This is a genomic window from Pseudoalteromonas sp. C2R02, assembly GCF_018860845.1.
GTDB lineage: Bacteria > Pseudomonadota > Gammaproteobacteria > Enterobacterales > Alteromonadaceae > Pseudoalteromonas.
Genome location: NZ_JAHKQC010000029.1, coordinates 56,121 through 74,921 on the forward strand (window position 1 = coordinate 56,121; position 18,801 = coordinate 74,921).

Here is an 18,801-nt window from a genome sequence, read left to right on the forward strand (position 1 = left end):
TTTTCTCTAAAAAACAGACATACGTTATCTGATAAAATAGAACCAAGTAAAGCCATAAAATGAAAATAGAGATAAAATAGATAAAATAGATAAAGTAGCTTTTACCTAAAGGGTTGGATAAACTAATCTTTTGATTATCAATAACAACTCATCCTATGCCACAAGAAAAAAAATCAGCTATCACTTCAACTAAAGCTTCAACACCTTCCACTGTAAAAAAACCAGCAACAGGCCAAGTTCAATCTTTGGTGCGAGGTTTAAATATTTTAAAATCCCTAGCTGAACATGGTAAAAGCATGAGTTTATTTGAAATAGCCGATGATGTTGTTTTAGCTTCTTCTACTGCACACAGATTATTATCAAGTTTAGAGCAGCAAGGTTTTGTGATTCAAGATGAACAAAGAGGAAAATGGTCGATTGGTATTGAAGCCTTTAACGTCGGTAATGGCTTTTTAAAAACCAGAGATGTTGTTGCTATCGCCCGCCCTTTTATGCGTGAATTGATGGAAAAAACCGGAGAAACCTCAAATTTAGGCATATTAAATGGTTTTTCTTCAGTGTTAATCGCACAAGTTGAATGTAAAGAGTTAATGAGAATGGTCGCTACTTTAGGTGGCCGAACCCCAGCTCATGTTAGCGGCATAGGAAAAGCTTTATTATCTGAATACTCTCAAAAGGAACTAAAAGATCACCTATTTGAGACTAAACTCAACGAAATAACAGAAAATACTATCACTAATCCAACAACTTTTACTGCTCATCTTGCAGATATAAAACAGCAAGGTTTTAGCATAGATGATGAGGAGCAATCTATTGGTCTGCGTTGTATCGCTGCCAATATTTATAATGAGCATCATGAAGCTATAGCGGCAATTTCAATTTCAGGCCCAAAGGTAAGATTAACTGATGATAGATTAAATGATTTAGGCAGTTTACTAAATACAACAGCATCACAAATAACCTTTGCATTAGGTGGAAAAAAACCTACTGAAAAATAGCGCAAAAATCAAAGGTGATGTCGTCAAACCACCTTTGATTTGGTTAGGCAAGAATATTAACACTCTAAATCAAAAGAGTTTATATTTTTAAAATTTCTACTTTTAGTTTTTATTTATTTCATCCCCTTTTATATTTATCCGAACATAAACTAGCTAGGCATGAGCTCTAAAGCATGCAGATTCGATCCCTGCAAGTGCACATTGCTCATCAATATCTGAGGTATCGCCTGTAATACCAACAGCACCAATTATTTTATCTTCTTCATTTCTGATCAAAACCCCACCTGGTACAGGTACTAAATTACCGTGGGCCATAGTCGTTAGCGCCGACATAAATGCAGGTCGTTCACTTGCTACATCACATAATACCCGTGATGACATACCCATACCTATTGCGCCCCGTGCTTTTGCGATCGCAATATCAATTCTCATTATGCTTGCCTCATCTTGACGAGCAAAGGCTTTTAAGTGGCCGCCTTCATCTAAAACCGCAACCGTAAGCGGTGGTGTATTGAGCTCTTTTCCTAATGCTAAAGCACCTTTAATTATTTGCGTTGAACTTTCTAAGTTAAGTTTCATTGTCATTATTTTGCTCCTGATATTTTAAATTTGAATTTGGTTTTTTCTTCATTTCAATAATCAATTTCCAAGTATCAAAACTAATTCATTTTTATTTTTTATGTTTACTTTTAAAAACCAGAACAACAAAACAACTCAACAGGCTGATAAATAACAACTAAAAGTCATTTTCACATTATGGAATTTGATTTTATTAAAAGTTGACACTTGTGACAGGAATTTATAGTATCAATAAAACTTAACAGGTCAATACAAAAATCAATTAATTATTCAGCGCAAACTTTAACCAACCAAATTTAATATTTGTGCTGCTTATTCATAAAAAAATGAGAGGTAAGTGTTATGCCAAAAATGAGAGCGATAGACGCCGCAGTAAAAATATTAGAACTTGAGGGAGTATCAAAAGCTTTTGGTGTACCAGGCGCTGCCATCAATCCTTTTTATGATGCCTTAAGAAAAAATGGCAGCATTAGCCATGTACTTGCACGTCATGTTGAAGGCGCTTCTCATATGGCTGAAGGTTATACACGTACTAATACTGGCAATATTGGTGTTTGTATTGGCACTTCTGGCCCTGCTGGTACTGATATGGTCACTGGTTTATATTCTGCCGCTGCCGATTCTATTCCAATTTTATGCATTACAGGCCAAGCACCACGAGCACGTTTACATAAAGAAGACTTCCAAGCCGTTGATATTGCTTCAATCGTAGAACCAGTTACTAAATGGACTACTACTGTACTTGAACCAGGTCAGGTTCCGGGCGTATTCCAAAAAGCATTCCACTTAATGCGCTCGGGTCGTCCAGGCCCTGTTTTAATTGATTTACCTATCGATGTACAAATGGCTGAGATCGACTTTGATCCTGACACTTACCAATCTTTAGAGTCTTTTAAGCCAAAAGCGACTCGCGCTCAAATTGAAAAAGCCATGGAAATGCTTAATCAAGAAACTAAACCATTAATCGTATCCGGTGGTGGTGTTATTAATGCAGATGCCGCTGAGTTATTAGTTGAGTTTGCCGAAATCACAGGCGTGCCAGTTATTCCAACACTTATGGGCTGGGGAACCATCCCTGATGATCATAAGTTAATGGCGGGTATGTGTGGATTACAAACATCTCACAGATACGGTAATGCCACCATGCTTGAATCTAGTTTTGTTATGGGCATAGGTAATCGTTGGGCAAATCGCCATACAGGTTCGGTAGATGTGTACACTGAAGGTCGTAAATTTGTTCATATTGATATTGAACCAACACAAATTGGTCGCGTATTTACACCTGATTTTGGCATAGCATCAGATGCACATGCCGCATTATCTTTATTAGTTGAAGTAGCAAAAGAATACAAAGCAAAAGGAAAACTGGCAGATCACAGTGCTTGGGCGTCTGAGTGTCAAGAACGCAAACAAACCATGCAACGTAAAACTAACTTCAACAATGTACCAATGAAACCACAACGTGTTTATCAAGAAATGAATCAAGCCTTTGGTAAAGACACCTGTTACGTAAGCACTATCGGTTTATCTCAAATTGCCGGCGCACAATTTTTACATGTATATAAACCAAGACATTGGATCAACTGTGGTCAAGCTGGTCCATTAGGTTGGACAGCACCCGCGGCATTAGGTGTATGTGCTGCAGATCCCAAGCGTAATGTTGTTGCCTTATCAGGTGATTACGATTTCCAATTTATGATTGAAGAACTGGCTGTTGGTGCACAATTTAAATTGCCTTACATACATGTAGTAGTTAACAACTCATATTTAGGCCTCATTCGCCAAGCGCAACGTGGCTTTGATATGGATTACTGTGTGCAACTGTCATTCGAAAATATTAATGCGCCAGAACTTGGTAATTATGGTGTTGACCATGTTGCTGTTGTTGAAGGTTTAGGTTGTAAAGCGATTAGAGTAAGAGAGCCAAGTGAAATTGCAGGCGCATTCGAAAAAGCAAAAGCACTTATGGCTGAGTTTAGTGTACCCGTTGTTGTTGAAGTGATCTTAGAAAATGTCACTAATATCGCAATGGGCACTGAGCTGAACAATGTAACAGAATTTGATGACTTAGCCGAATCAGGTCAAGACGCCCCTACCGCTACTATTTCAATGCTTGATTAGGAGATCATCATGCCAAAATTAAACGCCAATTTATCTATGTTATTTAACGAAATTGATTTTTTAGACCGCTTTGATGCCGCTGCACAAGCTGGTTTTAAGGGTGTGGAATATTTATTCCCATACGACTTTGATATGCATGAAATAAAACAAAAACTAGCAAGTCATAATCTAACTCAAGTGTTATTTAATTTACCAGCAGGCGATTGGGATAGCGGAGATCGTGGTATTGCTTGTCATCCTGAACGTGTCGAAGAATTCCGACAAGGCGTTGATTTAGCCATAGAGTACGCAAAGGTTTTAGAATGTTCACAATGTAATATTTTAGCTGGCATAGTGCCTGATGGGCTAAGCCAAATTGATGCACAAAAAACTTTTATTAATAACTTAAACTATGCAGCGCCTCGCCTAGAAAAAGCAGGTATACGCTGTTTAATTGAAGCCATTAATACCCGAGATATTCCAGGCTTCTTCTTAAATAATACCAAACAAACATTAGAGATCATCAAACAAGTTGACTCTACAAACTTATTTTATCAATACGATATTTACCATATGCAAATTATGGAAGGTGATATCACACAGACCATAGAAGCAAACTTAAAAAATATCGCACATATACAACTTGCTGATAATCCAGGTAGAAACGAGCCCGGCACTGGTGAGATTAACTATCACTTTATTTTTAAGTTTCTCGACAGCATCAAATATACAGGTTGGATCGGTTGCGAATACAAACCAAAAACCACCACACAAGCAGGCCTTAACTGGCTACAACAACATAACGTTCTTTAATTAAGCCGTATTTTAGGAGATAAGATTATGAGTAAAATTGGATTTATAGGCACTGGCATCATGGGCAAACCTATGGCGCAGCATTTAATTAATAGTGATCATCAGTTATTTTTTTCAAGCCATTTCATTGAAGTACCAAGCGAGCTATTAGATGCTGGCGGTACTGATTGTGCTACACCACAAGAAGTTGCACAAAAAGCAGATATCATTATCACTATGGTGCCAGATACCCCACAAGTTGAAGATGTACTGTTTGGTGAAAGCGGTGTTATTAACGGCCTAAGCGCAGGTAAAATTGTAATAGACATGAGTTCTATTTCACCTATGGCAACTAAAGAATTTGCTAAACGCATAAACGCTGTAGATTGTGAATATGTCGATGCACCAGTGTCTGGCGGTGAAGTAGGCGCTAAAGCTGCAAGCCTGACAATTATGGTAGGTGCTAAACAAGAAGCTTTTGATCGTGTTAAACCAATTCTTGATTTAATGGGTAAAAATATCACTTTAGTTGGTGGTAATGGCGATGGACAAACATGTAAAGTAGCGAACCAAATTATAGTGGCACTTAACATTGAAGCGGTAAGCGAAGCCTTAGTATTTGCATCTAAAGCAGGTGCTGATCCCGCTAAAGTACGTGAAGCACTTATGGGCGGATTTGCATCATCTAAAATTCTTAAAGTACATGGCGAACGTATGATCAAACGTACTTTTGATCCTGGTTTTAGAATTAGTTTGCATCAAAAAGATCTAAACTTAGCATTAAGTGCAGCAAAAGAGCTTGAAATGAGCCTGCCAAATACCGCAAACACTCAGCAACTATTTAATACTTGTTGTGCAAACGGTGGCGTTAATGAAGATCATTCAGCACTTGTGAAGTCTATTGAACTCATGGCTAATCACAAACTTGCAGAATAACTTTTAAAATTTATATGAGTATAAGGTTTCACAGCTTATGCTCATATTATTTATAGCTAAATGACTTTTATATTTCAGGTATTAATAAGGTTATTTAGCTATAAAATATCATTATAAAAATAAAAAACTACATATGGAGATCAACTATGGACAACTCACAATCTGAGTTCAGTTCTCAAACAGAAATTAAAGATCCTGAAGCGTTTCTAATTGATCTTTTTCATTCAGCTGTTAATGCTGCACATCCAAAAGAAGTGTTAGCTAAATACTTGCCAAAAGATACTAATAAACGTGCCGTTGTGATTGGCGCAGGTAAAGCGGCGGCCTCTATGGCGCAAGCTCTAGAGCAGCATTGGCAAGGTCCTTTATCTGGTTTAGTAGTAACACGATATGGTCATAATGAAAGCTGTAAACATATTGAAGTTGTTGAAGCTGCGCACCCTGTACCTGATGATGCTGGCCAAGCTGTGGCAAAACGTATAATGCAATTAGTTGAAGGCTTAACTGAAGATGATGTGGTGATTTGTTTAATATCTGGTGGCGGCTCTTCTTTATTATCTTTACCCGCTGGAGGCATTAAATTATCTGATAAACAAGCGATCAATAAAGCACTCTTAAAATCAGGCGCAGCCATTGATGAAATGAACTGTGTACGCAAACATTTATCAGCCATTAAAGGTGGTCGATTAGCAAAAGCTAGCTACCCCGCTACCATTCATACTTATGCGATTTCAGATGTACCCGGTGATGAAGCAACAGTGATTGCATCTGGACCAACAGTCGCCGACCCGACTACATCAGCGCAAGCTTTAACTATTTTAGAAAACTATAATATTAATATTCCTGATAATGTAAAAGCTTGGTTGCAAAGCCCAGAATCAGAAACCTTAAAAGCAGATGACCCTGCGCTTAAAAATACCCACTTTACTTTAATTGCCACACCAAAAGACGCACTTGATGCAGTACAAAAACAGATAGAAAAAGCAGGCATAAAAGCACTCGTATTAGGTGATAAAATTGAAGGTGAATCAAAAGAAGTTGCTAAGGTTCACGGCGCAATAGCACTGAATATTGCTGAAAATGCGCAACCAATAACACCTCCTTGTGTAATTTTATCGGGTGGCGAAACCACGGTCACTGTAAAAGGAAATGGCCGTGGTGGTCGCAATGCTGAGTTTTTATTAAGTCTCGCTATTTCATTGCAAAAAAAGCAACAATATTATGCCATTGCAGCCGATACCGATGGTATAGATGGGTCAGAAGATAACGCTGGCTGTTTGTTAACACCACAAACCTATAAAAGCGCAGTACAACAACAATTAAACCTTGAGCATTATCTTGATAACAATGATGGTTATAGTTTTTTTAAAGCCACAGATCAACTTTTAAAAACAGGTCCTACAAGAACTAATGTCAATGATTTTAGAGCTATTTTAATTTTATAAATAGCTATATCGTATATTTAAAACCCCATTTCATTTTGCCTCATGACCTTGAAATATGCTAATTAAAACTGGATAAAAAGCAAACAAACTTTGTATAAAAATTAAGTTGGAAAATCGTCCCACTTCAACTTGACACAAATGACAAGAATGGATAATGTTGATGTTACAGATATGTTAAAAATTTCAATTTACATAGAAGTAAATAACTTAAACTGTTATTGAGCAATATAAATTTTAAGCTATAAAACCCCTTAAGATAAAAAGCTCAACAATAGTACTAGATGAATTAACAATCATATGTTTTATAAAAATTAAACATATGAAAATACACTATTAAATATCGTTGAGTTTAACTCTTTTAGACTTAAATTCGCCGATTAACTCAACCAGAGAAACACTTAAAATAGTATTATTACATCAATTAAAATTTTAACTTCAATAATATCAGCCATACTCTTTTTATTGGCTATTAAAAACGAAACAAGGGAACATCTATGTCTGCAAAAGTATATTCAGCGTTAGTAGCAACAGCGCTTTTATCAACTTCAGTAAATGCCAAACAATATTGGAGCGATACCAGCTTCACTTTACTTAAAGGCAATGATTATGAAGTAGGTGAAAGTGAAAGAAATGTTTTCACACTAGAGCATGCCAGCGGTCATAGTTGGGGAAATATCTTTGCTTTTGTTGATAGATTAAGCCCTAAAAATAGTGACGATAAAGAAGTTTACGGTGAAGTTGGTATGACTTTTAACCTTATACAACAAAAAGAAAGCTTTATTAAAGATGTATATGTAGCAACCCAATGGGAATATGGCTCTTCATCAGGTGATTTTGGCATATCACAAGATAATTACTTATTGGGTGCTGGTGTTAATCTTGACGTTCCTGGTTCAACTTTCTTCAACGTAAACCTATACCGTCGAAATAATGATCATGGCGATGCAAGCAACCAACTAACACTTGCCTGGGCATTCTCTTTTGCTGATGGTTTTGTTTACGATGGTTTTATGGATGCTGTTGATAGCACTGATAACACAGCTTCTAGCTATAACATTACATCACAGCTTAAATATGATTTTGGCCAACATATGGGTATTGAAAAGAGCAAGCTGTATGCTGGCATTGAGTATGTTTATTGGCATAACAAGTTTGGCATAGATGGCATCACAGAGAAAAACGCTAATTTATTGCTTCAATGGCACTTTTAATATAACCCCCCCCCAATCAATTTATTATTCCAAATTGCAATCAAAAGGCAGCTGAAAAGCTGCTTTTTTTTATCTAAATTGCACAGGTAAACATTACTCACAAAACCATCTACTTTAATTACAGAATAAGTGCGTTAAATAAGTTAAATATAATGATATAGACTTATTAAAAGATTTAGAACATTTGTAAAAACAATGGCTTTATACTTATAGAACTGATCATATCAATTGTGATTTTATCAATCTTATCTTTAACTGCTTTACCTAAATTCTTAGACCTTAATGATGATGCAAAATACGCCTCTCTGAACGGGCACAAGGCAGCCCTCATAGACTCTTTATCTATGCTCAAAGGAAAGCATATAATTGCAAGAGAACTAAACCATCTCGATGTTAATGGTTATACACTTAACTTTTTCAATACTCACAATCACCCTGCTACAGCTTATTCTTGGGAAGCTTGTGAAGATATTTGGTTTGCCTTAATGAATAGCGATGATATAGAAATAAAACAGATATATGAAGAATGTGAATTTAGACCGTTTAAAGAAGGTAACTTTATACACTTTCATGGTGGAACAGGCGTTGTTTCTATAAAATAAAAAACTCCACACCTTGAGGCAATGGAGTTTTTAATTGCTTAACAATTTAATTTTAGTCTATAAATTTAACTTCTGCTAAATCGCATTATTACGGTAAAAAATTGTTATGGTAAAAAGATAAACTTAGCTACAAACAGTGCCGTTAACGCCCAAACACCTGATGATATTTCTTTATGTTTACCAGTACCCGCCTTCATCACTGTATAAGTAATAAAACCAATTGCAATACCGTTAGCGATAGAGAAAGTAAATGCCATCATAACAGTAGTCAATGCCGCTGGCGCAAACTCTGTCATATCATTCCAGTCAATGTTTTTAAGTGATGACATCATCACCATAGCAACATAAATTAAAGCGCCATTTACAGCAAAGCCAGGCAACATTTGAGCTAATGGTAAAAAGAATACACCGAGTGCAAACAAACCACCGATAGCGACAGCTGTTAAACCTGTACGACCACCAGCTGAAACACCCGCAGCCGATTCAACATATGAAGTCACAGGTGGACAACCAAAAGCAGTACCAATTACAGAAGAGATAGAGTCAGCTTTTAAAGACTTATTCAAACCTTTAATATTACCTTTATCATCTTGAAGACCAGCACGCTCTGCCACGCCCATTAAAGTACCTGCAGTATCAAAGATATTTACGAATAAGAAAGTCACAATGACAGGGATCATAGCAACTTCAAGTGCCCCCATAATATCTAACTTCATAAAAATAGGCGCAATTGCAGCAAAATCAGGAATAGCTAATAAACCACCGCCTGGATAAGACACAAATCCCGAAGCTGGTGCCCAAGCTTTTGCTTTTTCTGCAACAGTAAAGAAGTCACCAGGCATAATAAATGTCATCATAAATGCCACTATTGTGGTTACTGCAATACCAATAATCACAGCACCAAATACTTTGCGGTAACTTAAAACAGCAATTAATAGAAAGCTTAATAAACCAAGTGCAGGTGCTTCGGGTCCAAACTCACCAAAACCAAAGTGTGTCAAATCACCTAATGCAACAACATTATCTGGGTTAGACACAACTATGCCTGTAAAGCGCAAACCTATAAATCCTAAGAACAATCCGACACCTGCGGTCATCGCAAGCCGTAAACTCATAGGTATGCTCTCTAACATCCACGCCCTAAGCCGAGTTACACTCATAATTACAAACAAACAACCCGAAAGAAACACTGCCCCAAGTGCTATTTCCCAGCTGTAATTCATTTGCAAAACAACAGTAAAGGTGAAAAAAGCATTAAGCCCCATACCCGGCGCCAAACCAACTGGCCAGTTTGCATATAAGCCCATAAAAATTGTAGCAATAGCTGCACCTAAACAGGTAGCAAGGAATAATCCGTCAAATGGCATGCCGGTTTTAGACATGATTATGGGATTTAAAAACATGATGTAAGACATAGTAACAAAGGTCGTTAATCCAGCCATTAGCTCTGTTTTAACATTAGTTCGATGTGCTGATAGTTTAAATAATCGCTCTAACAACCCGACCCGGGCAGACTGATTATTAACTGACTGATTTACTTGTTCCATGGTTTCAGTTCTCTCGTTGATGTTATCAATATAAGGTTTATTATTTGACAGTTTTATTTTATTAACACGCTAGCAACATCAACATTAATCACTATTGACACAAGTGTCAACTTTTAATTGTTTAATTTTAACGCTAAATATGACTTTTAATTATTCAGCTAATCCGAATAATTAATGTTCCTTTTTTGCATTGTCATTAAATACATAACTTCTGACTATGAACAATAAAAAACCATCATTTTAGTGGTTAAAATCTATGAAAAGAGTCTAAATAGAGCGAATAGATATAAAATAGATTAGGAAAATGATTCCTTTTAAATATATAAAAGAAAGGTATTTTAAATGGATTTTTTTATGAACCTAAATACTAACTACTACAAAAACTTAATACATGTATGTGATACCGCCTTATTACATTTATACATACATATTGATATTAATGGGAAATTTGCAACAAAGGATTTTCGCAATCAAACTTTAGTAAAATTTTTAAAACCCAAAGTGAAATTAGCACAATACAAAGCGCTAAAACCTGATTTAAAAGCCATGATTTTAATTGGCAGAAGTGATTCTTTACTTGAAAAAAAACTATTTGAAGTAAAACAATACGCAAATAAAGCAATACATTGCCAAAGCGATATCAAAAAGTTTTTTGCCTTAATCATTTTTCTCAAAAATAAATTTAAATTTGATGCTAAAACATTGGATAGTGATACTTCATATGCAGCTAATACCTTTTATTTATTGTCTGAACAAGTTGATATCTGTTTTGATCAGTCTGGCTTACAGTGTAAATCTATTAACCTTTATATTAAGACACAATCTTACAAACAGGCATTATTTGCTATCAATGATTATCAAGGTTTTACATGTGAATTTGAAAGCTATGATACAGAGACTGGAATAACAGTTTTAAGTATTGATAAGTGTTTCAGCTAATTGGTTAATTAGTGTTGTTGATTAGTAATGCTAATTGGTTAGCATCATAGATCTTTCATTAGTCATTCCCGAATACTTTTAACGGGGATCTCGTCAACTAAAATCAAGTTTAAAACTAAAATCAAGTTTAAAACTAAAACCCAAAACCTTAAAACTAGATCTCCGATAAAACACTGCGGAGATGACGTCAGTGATAGTTTGATATGCAGCACTACAAACAGCCCATCAAACCTAAATTAAATTCATAAACTAAGATTACTTAATATTAAGGAATTAATGGCTATGTACAAATGACTTTCAAACCTTGCCTATATACTGCACTCACTTTATTTTTAACTCTTTATTGCTCAACTCCCCTTAAAGCTGAGTCTATTCCCTTTAAAGAAATATACGCTATTTTAGGGGATTTCAATGTAAGCACAGTTAAGTATGAAGGGGTTGTTGATGGTAGTGTCGCAGGACAATCAGTACCAGAAGCAATTAAGCTAACGATTGAAGGCAGTAGTCATTGTAATGTAAAGTTTTTAGCTATGAACAATACTCGAGTATTAACATTTAAATATCTAATTAAATTATATGGGGGTGGAATACTAGATAATTCGTGTAATAACGCTTTAGAATATATATGGACACCAACAAGTAAGTTCTCAGGACCAAATGAGCAAGATACCCACATTTTAGAAATTGGCCCTATGATAAAATACGATGATGGGAAAAGATTTGAAAAGTATTTTATCGTATCAGTAGATGTAAATAATCGAGCTAAAAGAACATCAACAGGCCGTATAACAGGGTATTACCCATCTTATTCCAATATTAAAATTGAATTAGATAAAGAGTGGATTAAAAGCCAAAATACCTATTAATTAAATTTAAATTAAGAAAAGAAATCCTAAGTGTAGATTTTGACATCAAACTAACCGTCTGATGCCAAAGAGAAGAACTACTTAGTAACTGAAGTGGTTTTTAGGCTTAATGAGATTTTAGGTTTATCTACGGCGAAACCGGCTGCGTGGAAATGTCCGCCGCCGCCAAACAGTTTTGCAATATTAGCCACATCAACACCATCTACATCTGATCTTAATGAGAATATGCGTTTATCAGCATTATCACAATACATAGCAGCAAATGGTTGACCTTTAGCAAGTTCATTACCTATTTCACTGGCTAGACTATTGGTATTTACACATGGTACTTGGTAGCCCGCAATATCAACCATTTCTATATTTTTAGGTTTAGTCGCTCTGCTGATTTGTTTGTTTTGATATTCAACTATGGCTTCGCCTTTGCTGATCAAATCTAATAATTTCGTTTCATCTAAGTATTGTTCCCATACATCAAAGGTCATAGCGCATGTTTGTAGTGCTGCTGATACTTCTTTGCTGTTTGGTAGTTGCCAATGCCATAAATCACGATCTTGGATATAAGCTAATAAAGTTGGTAATGGGCGTTCTGGTAATAAGTACTCCCATGTTAATACGGCACCTGAGCGTTCCATATCAAATACAGTGCAATCTAAACCTGCTAATGCTTCTTCAGCTGTTTTATGATGATCTATTACTAATAAAGTATCCGCTGCTTTTTCTAGCTTTAAAATCACTTCACGTGAATATGAAAAGTCGACAATAAAAACATGTTTATTGCTTACATCTGGCGCTTCATCACCATGTTGTGCAGCAATAAACTCACAATCGAAGTTATTGGCATCACAATATTGTTTTACGGCTAAAGCAGCACCAAAGCCATCAGAACAGTTTTTGTGATAAATACATAAATATTTCATTGAGTTTCCGTTTGTGAGTTTCTATTGTTTGGCGAATTCGCCTATCTTAAACCACAGCCTTTTAATATTAGCTGAGTTAAGGTTTCTGTGATGTCTTCAAAGTCATCATCAGATAGCGATTCTTTATCCATAGCGGCTAACACTTGCACACCAAAATCGGCGTAATGCTGTGTTGAACCCCAAATAAAGAATAATAAGTGCATCGGGTCGATAGGGTCCATTTTACCTTGATCTATCCATGCTTGGATAGCATCGGCCTTATGTTTTATTGAAGTTCTGAAGTCATGGCTCAAAAAATGACTTAAATGCGGTGCACCATGGACCATTTCACTGGCAAATATACGTGACGCATTAGGATTGTTCTTTGATGACATCACTTTTGCACGAATATAAGTCGTTAAAGTCTCTCTAGGATCATCATCGGCATTAATATCAGATACGGTTGCATCCCATACTTCTACAATGTCACCTAACACAGCACCATATAGGTCGAGTTTATTCTTAAAGTAATAATGAATATTGGCACGCGGTAATTCAGCACGCTCAGCAATACGCTTCATAGAAGCGCCTTTAAAGCCAAAAGTAAGAAACTCTTCTTCTGCTGCTGCAATGATCACGACTTGGTTTTGTTGGCGAATACGTCCAGCAGGCTCTTTACGGCGGTTTTGTAATACGTCAATTTCACTCATAAACTTTTAAATATGCTTAATCAAAAAAATCAGTATAAGGAATTTCGCTTATATGGGCTATACCTAACAATATAATAACCATATAAAAAGGGGCGCTATTTAAAATAACATCCCTTTTACTGTTTTTAATCAATCTAGATTCAAATAATAAGCGCTGAACTTCACTTCATCGTTATTTAGCTTTAACAATTAAACGCTGACGATGAAGTACCGGCTCGGTATAACCGCTAGGTTGCACATTGCCTTTAAATACTAATTCGTAAGCAGCAGCAAACGCATCACTGGTATTTAAGTTATCAGACATCGCAATATAATTTTTCTCTTGGCTATTTTGCTGATCCACCACTTTTGCCATACGAACTAACGTATTTTTTACTTGTTCTGTACTACAAATACCATGATGCAACCAGTTGGCTACATGTTGGCTTGAAATACGTAAAGTTGCACGGTCTTCCATTAAACCAACATCTTCAATATTGGGTACTTTAGAACAGCCTATTCCCATATTCACCCAACGCACTACATAACCTAAAATACCTTGGATATTGTTATCTAGCTCTAACTGAATAGATTCAGCCGTTAACTGACTTTGATCTTTTAATAATGGCAATCTAAGCAGCATATCTAAGCTTTTTACGCCTTTATCTACAATTTTGTCTTGCAGGGCTTCAACATTTACTTTGTGATAATGCAATGCATGTAAGGTTGCGGCTGTTGGCGATGGTACCCAAGCACAATTAGCACCCGCTTTTGGATGAACGTCTTTTTCCACCAGCATTTGCGCCATATTATCTGGAATTGGCCACATCCCCTTGCCTATTTGACCTTTACCTTTAAAACCACAATCAAGTCCAATTACAACATTACGGTTTTCATAAGCTTGGATCCAATCTTGCGATTTCATCGCCTCTTTTGGCACTACAGGACCTGCTTCCATACAGGTATGAATTTCATCACCCGTTCTATCCATAAAGCCCGTATTAATAAATACAACGCGCTCTTTCGCGGCATGAATACATTGTTTTAAGTTCACACTAGTACGGCGTTCTTCATCCATTAAACCCATTTTTATAGTATTAGCTTCAAGACCAAATGCTTGTTCAATTAAACCAAATAGTTTTACTGCAAAAGCCACTTCTTCAGGACCATGCATTTTTGGTTTTACAATATAAATACTGCCAGCAACAGAGTTAACTAATGCCCCTGTATGTTTTAAATCATGAATTGCAATAAGTGATGTCACTACACCATCTAAAATACCTTCAGGTATTTCACTACCATCTTTGTCAATAATGGTTTCGTTTGTCATTAAATGGCCTACATTTCTAACAAACATTAAGCTGCGGGCACTTAATGCCAGCTCTTCACCATTTTTAGCTGTGTAATATCTATCGGTATTTAAGCTACGATGAATCACTTTATCGCCTTTTGTGACTTTTTCACTCAAATCACCTTTCATTAGGCCTAGCCAGTTTTTATAAACTTGGATTTTATCTTCTACATCTACTGCTGCAATGGAATCTTCACAGTCGTGAATAACTGTTAAGGCTGATTCAATGATCACATCGCACATATTTGCGATATCAGCTTTACCTACAGGATGATTCTCATTAAAAACTAGCTCTACATGTAAGCCGTTATTAACTAATAAAATAGCACTAGGTGAGTCTTTGCTACCTTTAAAGCCAACAAAATTTGATGCATTTGATAATTGTGTTGTTTCGCCATTTGTTAAGGTAATTTGCAGCTGTTGGTCAATAACTTGATAGCCTGTAACCTCAGAAAAAGCGCCTTGATTTAACGCAAAGGTTTCATCTAAATATTGCTTAGCGTATGCAACTACGGCTTCACCGCGTTTAGGGTTATAACCCTTAGTAATGGCTGTTTCGTCGTTAATTGCAATCACATCTGTTGAATATAAGGCATCGTATAAACTGCCCCAGCGTGCATTAGTCGCATTAAGTGCATAACGTGCATTCATAACTGGCACTACAAGCTGTGGGCCTGCTAAGTTAGCAACTTCTGGGTCTACATTTTTAGGTGAGATTTTAAAATCAGCAACGTCTGGTACTAAATAGCCTATTTCCTGTAAAAAGGCTTTATAAGCAACTTCATCGTACTGACTTGTTTGATGTTGTTTATGCCACTCATCAATTTGAGACTGCAATTTTACACGGGTATCGAGTAATTGCTTATTGATAGGTGAGAGTTCGTTTACTATGGCTTCAAATGACTGCCAAAATTTATCCTGCTCTATCCCTGTGCCAGGAATCACATCTTGGTTTATGAAATTAAAAAATGCTTCAGCTACCTGAAATCCGCCAACAGTTATTCTTCGCTTTGTCATGTGGTAGATCCTACTTCTGTACTTAAAATAAAAAGTAGCGGGCCAAATCGGATTAAAAGCCCACTACAAAGGTAAAACGAGATTTACTTAACAGGTGCGCCCTGCGCGATCCATAAAGCAATATAATTACGTTCATCGTCTTCTATTTTTGTTTTATTCATAAACGGCATATCTTTGGCATCAACTGCACGCGCTTGAATTCTAGGTGCCCAACGACTCATTTGTTCTATGTCATCAAGTATTACGCCACCTTGTGCAACTTTAAAAATATCATCCGTAGGAGTACTTGAGTGACAACTTGCACAACGGCTAACGATAATATCGTTCACTTTTTGTAAATCTACTGTATGCACTTCACTACCAGTTTCATCAATAATTGGAGTAGCTGATTTAGGTGCAATCGCTACAGCTAATACAATTGATAATGCAGCTGCGCCCACTAAAACCAATGGACTTTGATTGCCTTTATGTTTAGCTACAAAGTATTGACGAATAGCAGCAGTAATTACAAAAATCACCATAAGCACTAACCAGTTATATTCATGGTTAAAGATCATAGGGTAGTGATTGCTGATCATGATAAATACCAACGGTAAAGTGGCATAAGTATTATGCGTTGAGCGAAGCTTTGCTTTAGCACCCCACGTTGGGTCAACTGGTTCGCCTTTTTCCACTGAGGCGACTAATGCGCGTTGCGATGGCATTATGGTGAAAAATACATTACCTGCCATGATAGTACCAATCACAGCACCTACATGCATAAAGGCACCACGGGCACTAAATGTTTCACTTAATACGTAAGATAAACCAGTGATCAATGCCATTAAAATAATACCAAGCAATAAACCATGTTCAGCTAATTTAGTACGACATAAAACATCATAAACAATCCAACCACCTACAATAGATGTTAAACCGATTGCGATTGCTTGCATTTGACTTAACTCTGCAATGTTAGGGTCGATTAAATAAATATCAGCACCAACGTAAAACATTAAGCTTAATAATACAAAACCCGTTAACCAAGTACTGTATGCTTCCCATTTAAACCAATGTAATAGCTCTGGCATTTTTTCTGGTGCATGTTTATATTTAGCAACTTCATAAAAGCCACCGCCATGTATCGCCCATAAATCGCCGCCTATGCCTTTATCTGATTTCCAGCCTGGTGGTTTTTCTAAATGATTATCTAACCAAACAAAATAGAACGACGCTCCTATCCAGGCAATCCCCGTTATTACGTGGGCAAAGCGTAAAATTAAATTAACCCATTCTGTGATATATGGATCCATGTTGATCTCCGATACATTCTGCACGTTGAGATAACCGCTATCTCAAAGCATGTGAATTCTTATTATTTTTTATATTTTTATAATTTTTCGTCGGCGGGACTTCAGTCCCGCTCTATTTTGTTATTTAGTAAGGCTAAAGCCCTACCTACAAAGGTTTAAATTTATCTATCTAAACGAGGCTGAAGCCCCGCCTACATTTTTGACTTTTTATAACGCTGATGTTTTTTTATTATCTCTATCATGAGCTAAATCACCCATCACATAAGTTTCACGTACAGTACGATCATCACCTAATGTAGTTAATACAAATAAACGCTCTAAAATGTCTTTGGTATTGTTCATACGTACACGCATTAGATCTGTTGATTTGTAATCTAAAACAATAAAATCAGCTTCTTTTCCTTGAGTAAAGTTACCAATTTTGTCGTCTAAATCGAGCGCTGAAGCTCCGCCTAAAGTCGCTAAATAGAATGACTTAAGCGCAGTTAGTTTTTCGCCTCTTAGTTGCTGAATTTTGTAAGCTTCGTTTAGTGTTTGTAATTGTGAAAAGCTAGTACCACCGCCCACATCAGTACCTAAACCTACATCAACGTTAAACTCTTCTGCTTTTTTCAGATTGAATAAACCACTACCTAAAAATAAGTTTGAAGTTGGGCAATAAGAAAGAGAGGAATCGGTATCGCTTAATCTTTGATATTCGCTATCACATAAATGGATACCGTGTGCAAATACACTACGTTTGCTTAATAAACCGTGTTTATCATAAACGTCTAAGTAGTTTTCACACTCTGGAAATAAATCGCTCACCCAAGCACATTCATTTTTGTTTTCAGATAAATGTGTGTGCATAAATACATCTGGGTATTCTTTAAGTAATTGGCCGGCTTTATGTAATTGTTCACTGGTACTTGTAGGTGCAAAACGCGGTGTTACCGCATAATGTAAGCGACCTTTGCCATGCCACTTTTCGATAAGTGCTTTTGATTCTTCGTAACTCGACTCTGCAGTATCTGTTAAGTTATCTGGTGCATTTCGATCCATCATAACTTTACCGCAGATCATACGTACATTTAGCTCTTCAGCTTGTGTAAAAAATGCATCTACAGATTCTGGATGAACTGTGCCAAATACTAATGCTGTGGTTGTACCATTTGTAAGTAATTGGTCTAAAAAGAATTGCGCTCTAGGTTTAGCAAAATGAGTGTCGCCAAACTGTGATTCTGTTGGGAAAGTATAAGTTTCTAACCACTCTAATAATTGCTCGCCATATGAGCCAATAATTTCAGTTTGTGGATAATGGATATGAGTATCAACAAAACCTGGTATTAATAAACCATTATCATGCTGTTTTACAACAACATCATCAGCTAGCGTTGGCAAAATATCGCTCGCTAGACCGACAGTTTCAACCAAGCCATCTTTAACAACAAGCACACCATCTTCAAAATACTGATAGCTTTGCTCATTGTCTTTAGCAGGGTCGCTTAAAAAATGTAAAATTTCACCGCGAAATGCTTTTGTTGTATTACTCATAAACTTAT

16 protein-coding genes are annotated in these 18,801 nt (G+C 36.4%); 9 read left to right on the plus strand and 7 right to left on the minus strand.

The window, feature by feature from the left end; translation table 11 throughout:
• The first annotated feature begins 155 nt into the window (after positions 1-155).
• Positions 156-998, plus strand: a complete 843-nt coding sequence (locus tag KO527_RS10960; protein ID WP_216040346.1) for an IclR family transcriptional regulator C-terminal domain-containing protein — start codon at positions 156-158, stop codon at positions 996-998.
• A gap of 153 nt (positions 999-1,151) precedes the next feature.
• On the opposite strand, the gene KO527_RS10965 is transcribed toward KO527_RS10960, so the two are convergent.
• On the minus strand, positions 1,152-1,583 hold the full coding sequence (locus KO527_RS10965) for a heme-binding protein (protein WP_252733637.1): 432 nt from the start codon (positions 1,581-1,583) through the stop codon (positions 1,152-1,154).
• Positions 1,584-1,919: 336 nt separating this feature from the next.
• Here KO527_RS10965 and gcl point away from each other — a divergent pair, with 336 nt between their 5' ends.
• From gcl to KO527_RS26275, 6 genes are all read left to right on the plus strand, one after another.
• Complete coding sequence (gcl, locus tag KO527_RS10970) at positions 1,920-3,698, plus strand: glyoxylate carboligase (RefSeq protein WP_216040347.1); 1,779 nt, start codon at positions 1,920-1,922, stop codon at positions 3,696-3,698.
• A 9-nt stretch (positions 3,699-3,707) separates the two neighbouring features.
• Positions 3,708-4,490, plus strand: coding sequence for a hydroxypyruvate isomerase (gene hyi, locus KO527_RS10975; RefSeq protein WP_216040348.1), 783 nt, complete (start codon positions 3,708-3,710; stop codon positions 4,488-4,490).
• A gap of 27 nt (positions 4,491-4,517) precedes the next feature.
• Positions 4,518-5,405, plus strand: coding sequence for a 2-hydroxy-3-oxopropionate reductase (gene glxR, locus KO527_RS10980; RefSeq protein WP_216040349.1), 888 nt, complete (start codon positions 4,518-4,520; stop codon positions 5,403-5,405).
• Positions 5,406-5,551: 146 nt separating this feature from the next.
• On the plus strand, positions 5,552-6,850 hold the full coding sequence (locus KO527_RS10985) for a glycerate kinase (protein WP_216040350.1): 1,299 nt from the start codon (positions 5,552-5,554) through the stop codon (positions 6,848-6,850).
• Between the two features lie 494 nt (positions 6,851-7,344).
• On the plus strand, positions 7,345-8,061 hold the full coding sequence (locus tag KO527_RS10990; RefSeq protein WP_216040351.1) for a hypothetical protein: 717 nt from the start codon (positions 7,345-7,347) through the stop codon (positions 8,059-8,061).
• Positions 8,062-8,243: 182 nt separating this feature from the next.
• Positions 8,244-8,663: a prepilin-type N-terminal cleavage/methylation domain-containing protein gene (locus KO527_RS26275; protein WP_216040459.1), complete on the plus strand. Its 420-nt coding sequence runs from the start codon at positions 8,244-8,246 to the stop codon at positions 8,661-8,663.
• A 104-nt stretch (positions 8,664-8,767) separates the two neighbouring features.
• Here KO527_RS26275 and KO527_RS11000 read toward each other — a convergent pair whose 3' ends face one another.
• Complete coding sequence (locus KO527_RS11000) at positions 8,768-10,210, minus strand: NCS2 family permease (protein ID WP_216040352.1); 1,443 nt, start codon at positions 10,208-10,210, stop codon at positions 8,768-8,770.
• Positions 10,211-10,564: 354 nt separating this feature from the next.
• Between KO527_RS11000 and KO527_RS11005 the strand changes: the two genes are divergently transcribed.
• The gene (locus KO527_RS11005; protein ID WP_216040353.1) at positions 10,565-11,149 is read left to right on the plus strand and encodes a DUF2913 family protein; all 585 of its coding nucleotides are present in this window, start codon (positions 10,565-10,567) and stop codon (positions 11,147-11,149) included.
• A 290-nt stretch (positions 11,150-11,439) separates the two neighbouring features.
• Positions 11,440-12,015, plus strand: coding sequence for a hypothetical protein (locus KO527_RS11010; protein ID WP_216040354.1), 576 nt, complete (start codon positions 11,440-11,442; stop codon positions 12,013-12,015).
• Between the two features lie 77 nt (positions 12,016-12,092).
• Here the strand turns inward: KO527_RS11010 and KO527_RS11015 are convergent, their stop codons facing one another.
• From KO527_RS11015 to guaD, 5 genes are all read right to left on the minus strand, one after another.
• Positions 12,093-12,932: a DHHA1 domain-containing protein gene (locus tag KO527_RS11015; protein WP_216040355.1), complete on the minus strand. Its 840-nt coding sequence runs from the start codon at positions 12,930-12,932 to the stop codon at positions 12,093-12,095.
• Positions 12,933-12,973: 41 nt separating this feature from the next.
• The gene (locus tag KO527_RS11020; protein WP_216040356.1) at positions 12,974-13,621 is read right to left on the minus strand and encodes a TetR/AcrR family transcriptional regulator; all 648 of its coding nucleotides are present in this window, start codon (positions 13,619-13,621) and stop codon (positions 12,974-12,976) included.
• 172 nt (positions 13,622-13,793) lie between these two features.
• Positions 13,794-15,968: a malate synthase G gene (locus KO527_RS11025; RefSeq protein WP_216040357.1), complete on the minus strand. Its 2,175-nt coding sequence runs from the start codon at positions 15,966-15,968 to the stop codon at positions 13,794-13,796.
• 83 nt (positions 15,969-16,051) lie between these two features.
• A complete protein-coding gene (locus tag KO527_RS11030) occupies positions 16,052-17,260 on the minus strand; it encodes a urate hydroxylase PuuD (protein WP_216040358.1) in 1,209 nt (402 codons plus the stop codon).
• 207 nt (positions 17,261-17,467) lie between these two features.
• The gene (guaD, locus tag KO527_RS11035) at positions 17,468-18,793 is read right to left on the minus strand and encodes a guanine deaminase (RefSeq protein ID WP_216040359.1); all 1,326 of its coding nucleotides are present in this window, start codon (positions 18,791-18,793) and stop codon (positions 17,468-17,470) included.
• Positions 18,794-18,801 lie beyond the last annotated feature (8 nt).

Excerpts from the sequence above, each read along its gene's own strand:
- KO527_RS10960 (WP_216040346.1), top strand. The coding sequence starts at position 156 with ATGCCACAAGAAAAAAAATCAGCTATCACTTCAACTAAAGCTTCAACA.
- KO527_RS10965 (WP_252733637.1), bottom strand. The coding sequence starts at position 1,583 with ATGACAATGAAACTTAACTTAGAAAGTTCAACGCAAATAATTAAAGGT.
- gcl (WP_216040347.1), top strand. The coding sequence starts at position 1,920 with ATGCCAAAAATGAGAGCGATAGACGCCGCAGTAAAAATATTAGAACTT.
- hyi (WP_216040348.1), top strand. The coding sequence starts at position 3,708 with ATGCCAAAATTAAACGCCAATTTATCTATGTTATTTAACGAAATTGAT.
- glxR (WP_216040349.1), top strand. The coding sequence starts at position 4,518 with ATGAGTAAAATTGGATTTATAGGCACTGGCATCATGGGCAAACCTATG.
- KO527_RS10985 (WP_216040350.1), top strand. The coding sequence starts at position 5,552 with ATGGACAACTCACAATCTGAGTTCAGTTCTCAAACAGAAATTAAAGAT.
- KO527_RS10990 (WP_216040351.1), top strand. The coding sequence starts at position 7,345 with ATGTCTGCAAAAGTATATTCAGCGTTAGTAGCAACAGCGCTTTTATCA.
- KO527_RS11000 (WP_216040352.1), bottom strand. The coding sequence starts at position 10,210 with ATGGAACAAGTAAATCAGTCAGTTAATAATCAGTCTGCCCGGGTCGGG.
- KO527_RS11005 (WP_216040353.1), top strand. The coding sequence starts at position 10,565 with ATGAACCTAAATACTAACTACTACAAAAACTTAATACATGTATGTGAT.
- KO527_RS11010 (WP_216040354.1), top strand. The coding sequence starts at position 11,440 with ATGACTTTCAAACCTTGCCTATATACTGCACTCACTTTATTTTTAACT.
- KO527_RS11015 (WP_216040355.1), bottom strand. The coding sequence starts at position 12,932 with ATGAAATATTTATGTATTTATCACAAAAACTGTTCTGATGGCTTTGGT.
- KO527_RS11020 (WP_216040356.1), bottom strand. The coding sequence starts at position 13,621 with ATGAGTGAAATTGACGTATTACAAAACCGCCGTAAAGAGCCTGCTGGA.
- KO527_RS11025 (WP_216040357.1), bottom strand. The coding sequence starts at position 15,968 with ATGACAAAGCGAAGAATAACTGTTGGCGGATTTCAGGTAGCTGAAGCA.
- KO527_RS11030 (WP_216040358.1), bottom strand. The coding sequence starts at position 17,260 with ATGGATCCATATATCACAGAATGGGTTAATTTAATTTTACGCTTTGCC.
- guaD (WP_216040359.1), bottom strand. The coding sequence starts at position 18,793 with ATGAGTAATACAACAAAAGCATTTCGCGGTGAAATTTTACATTTTTTA.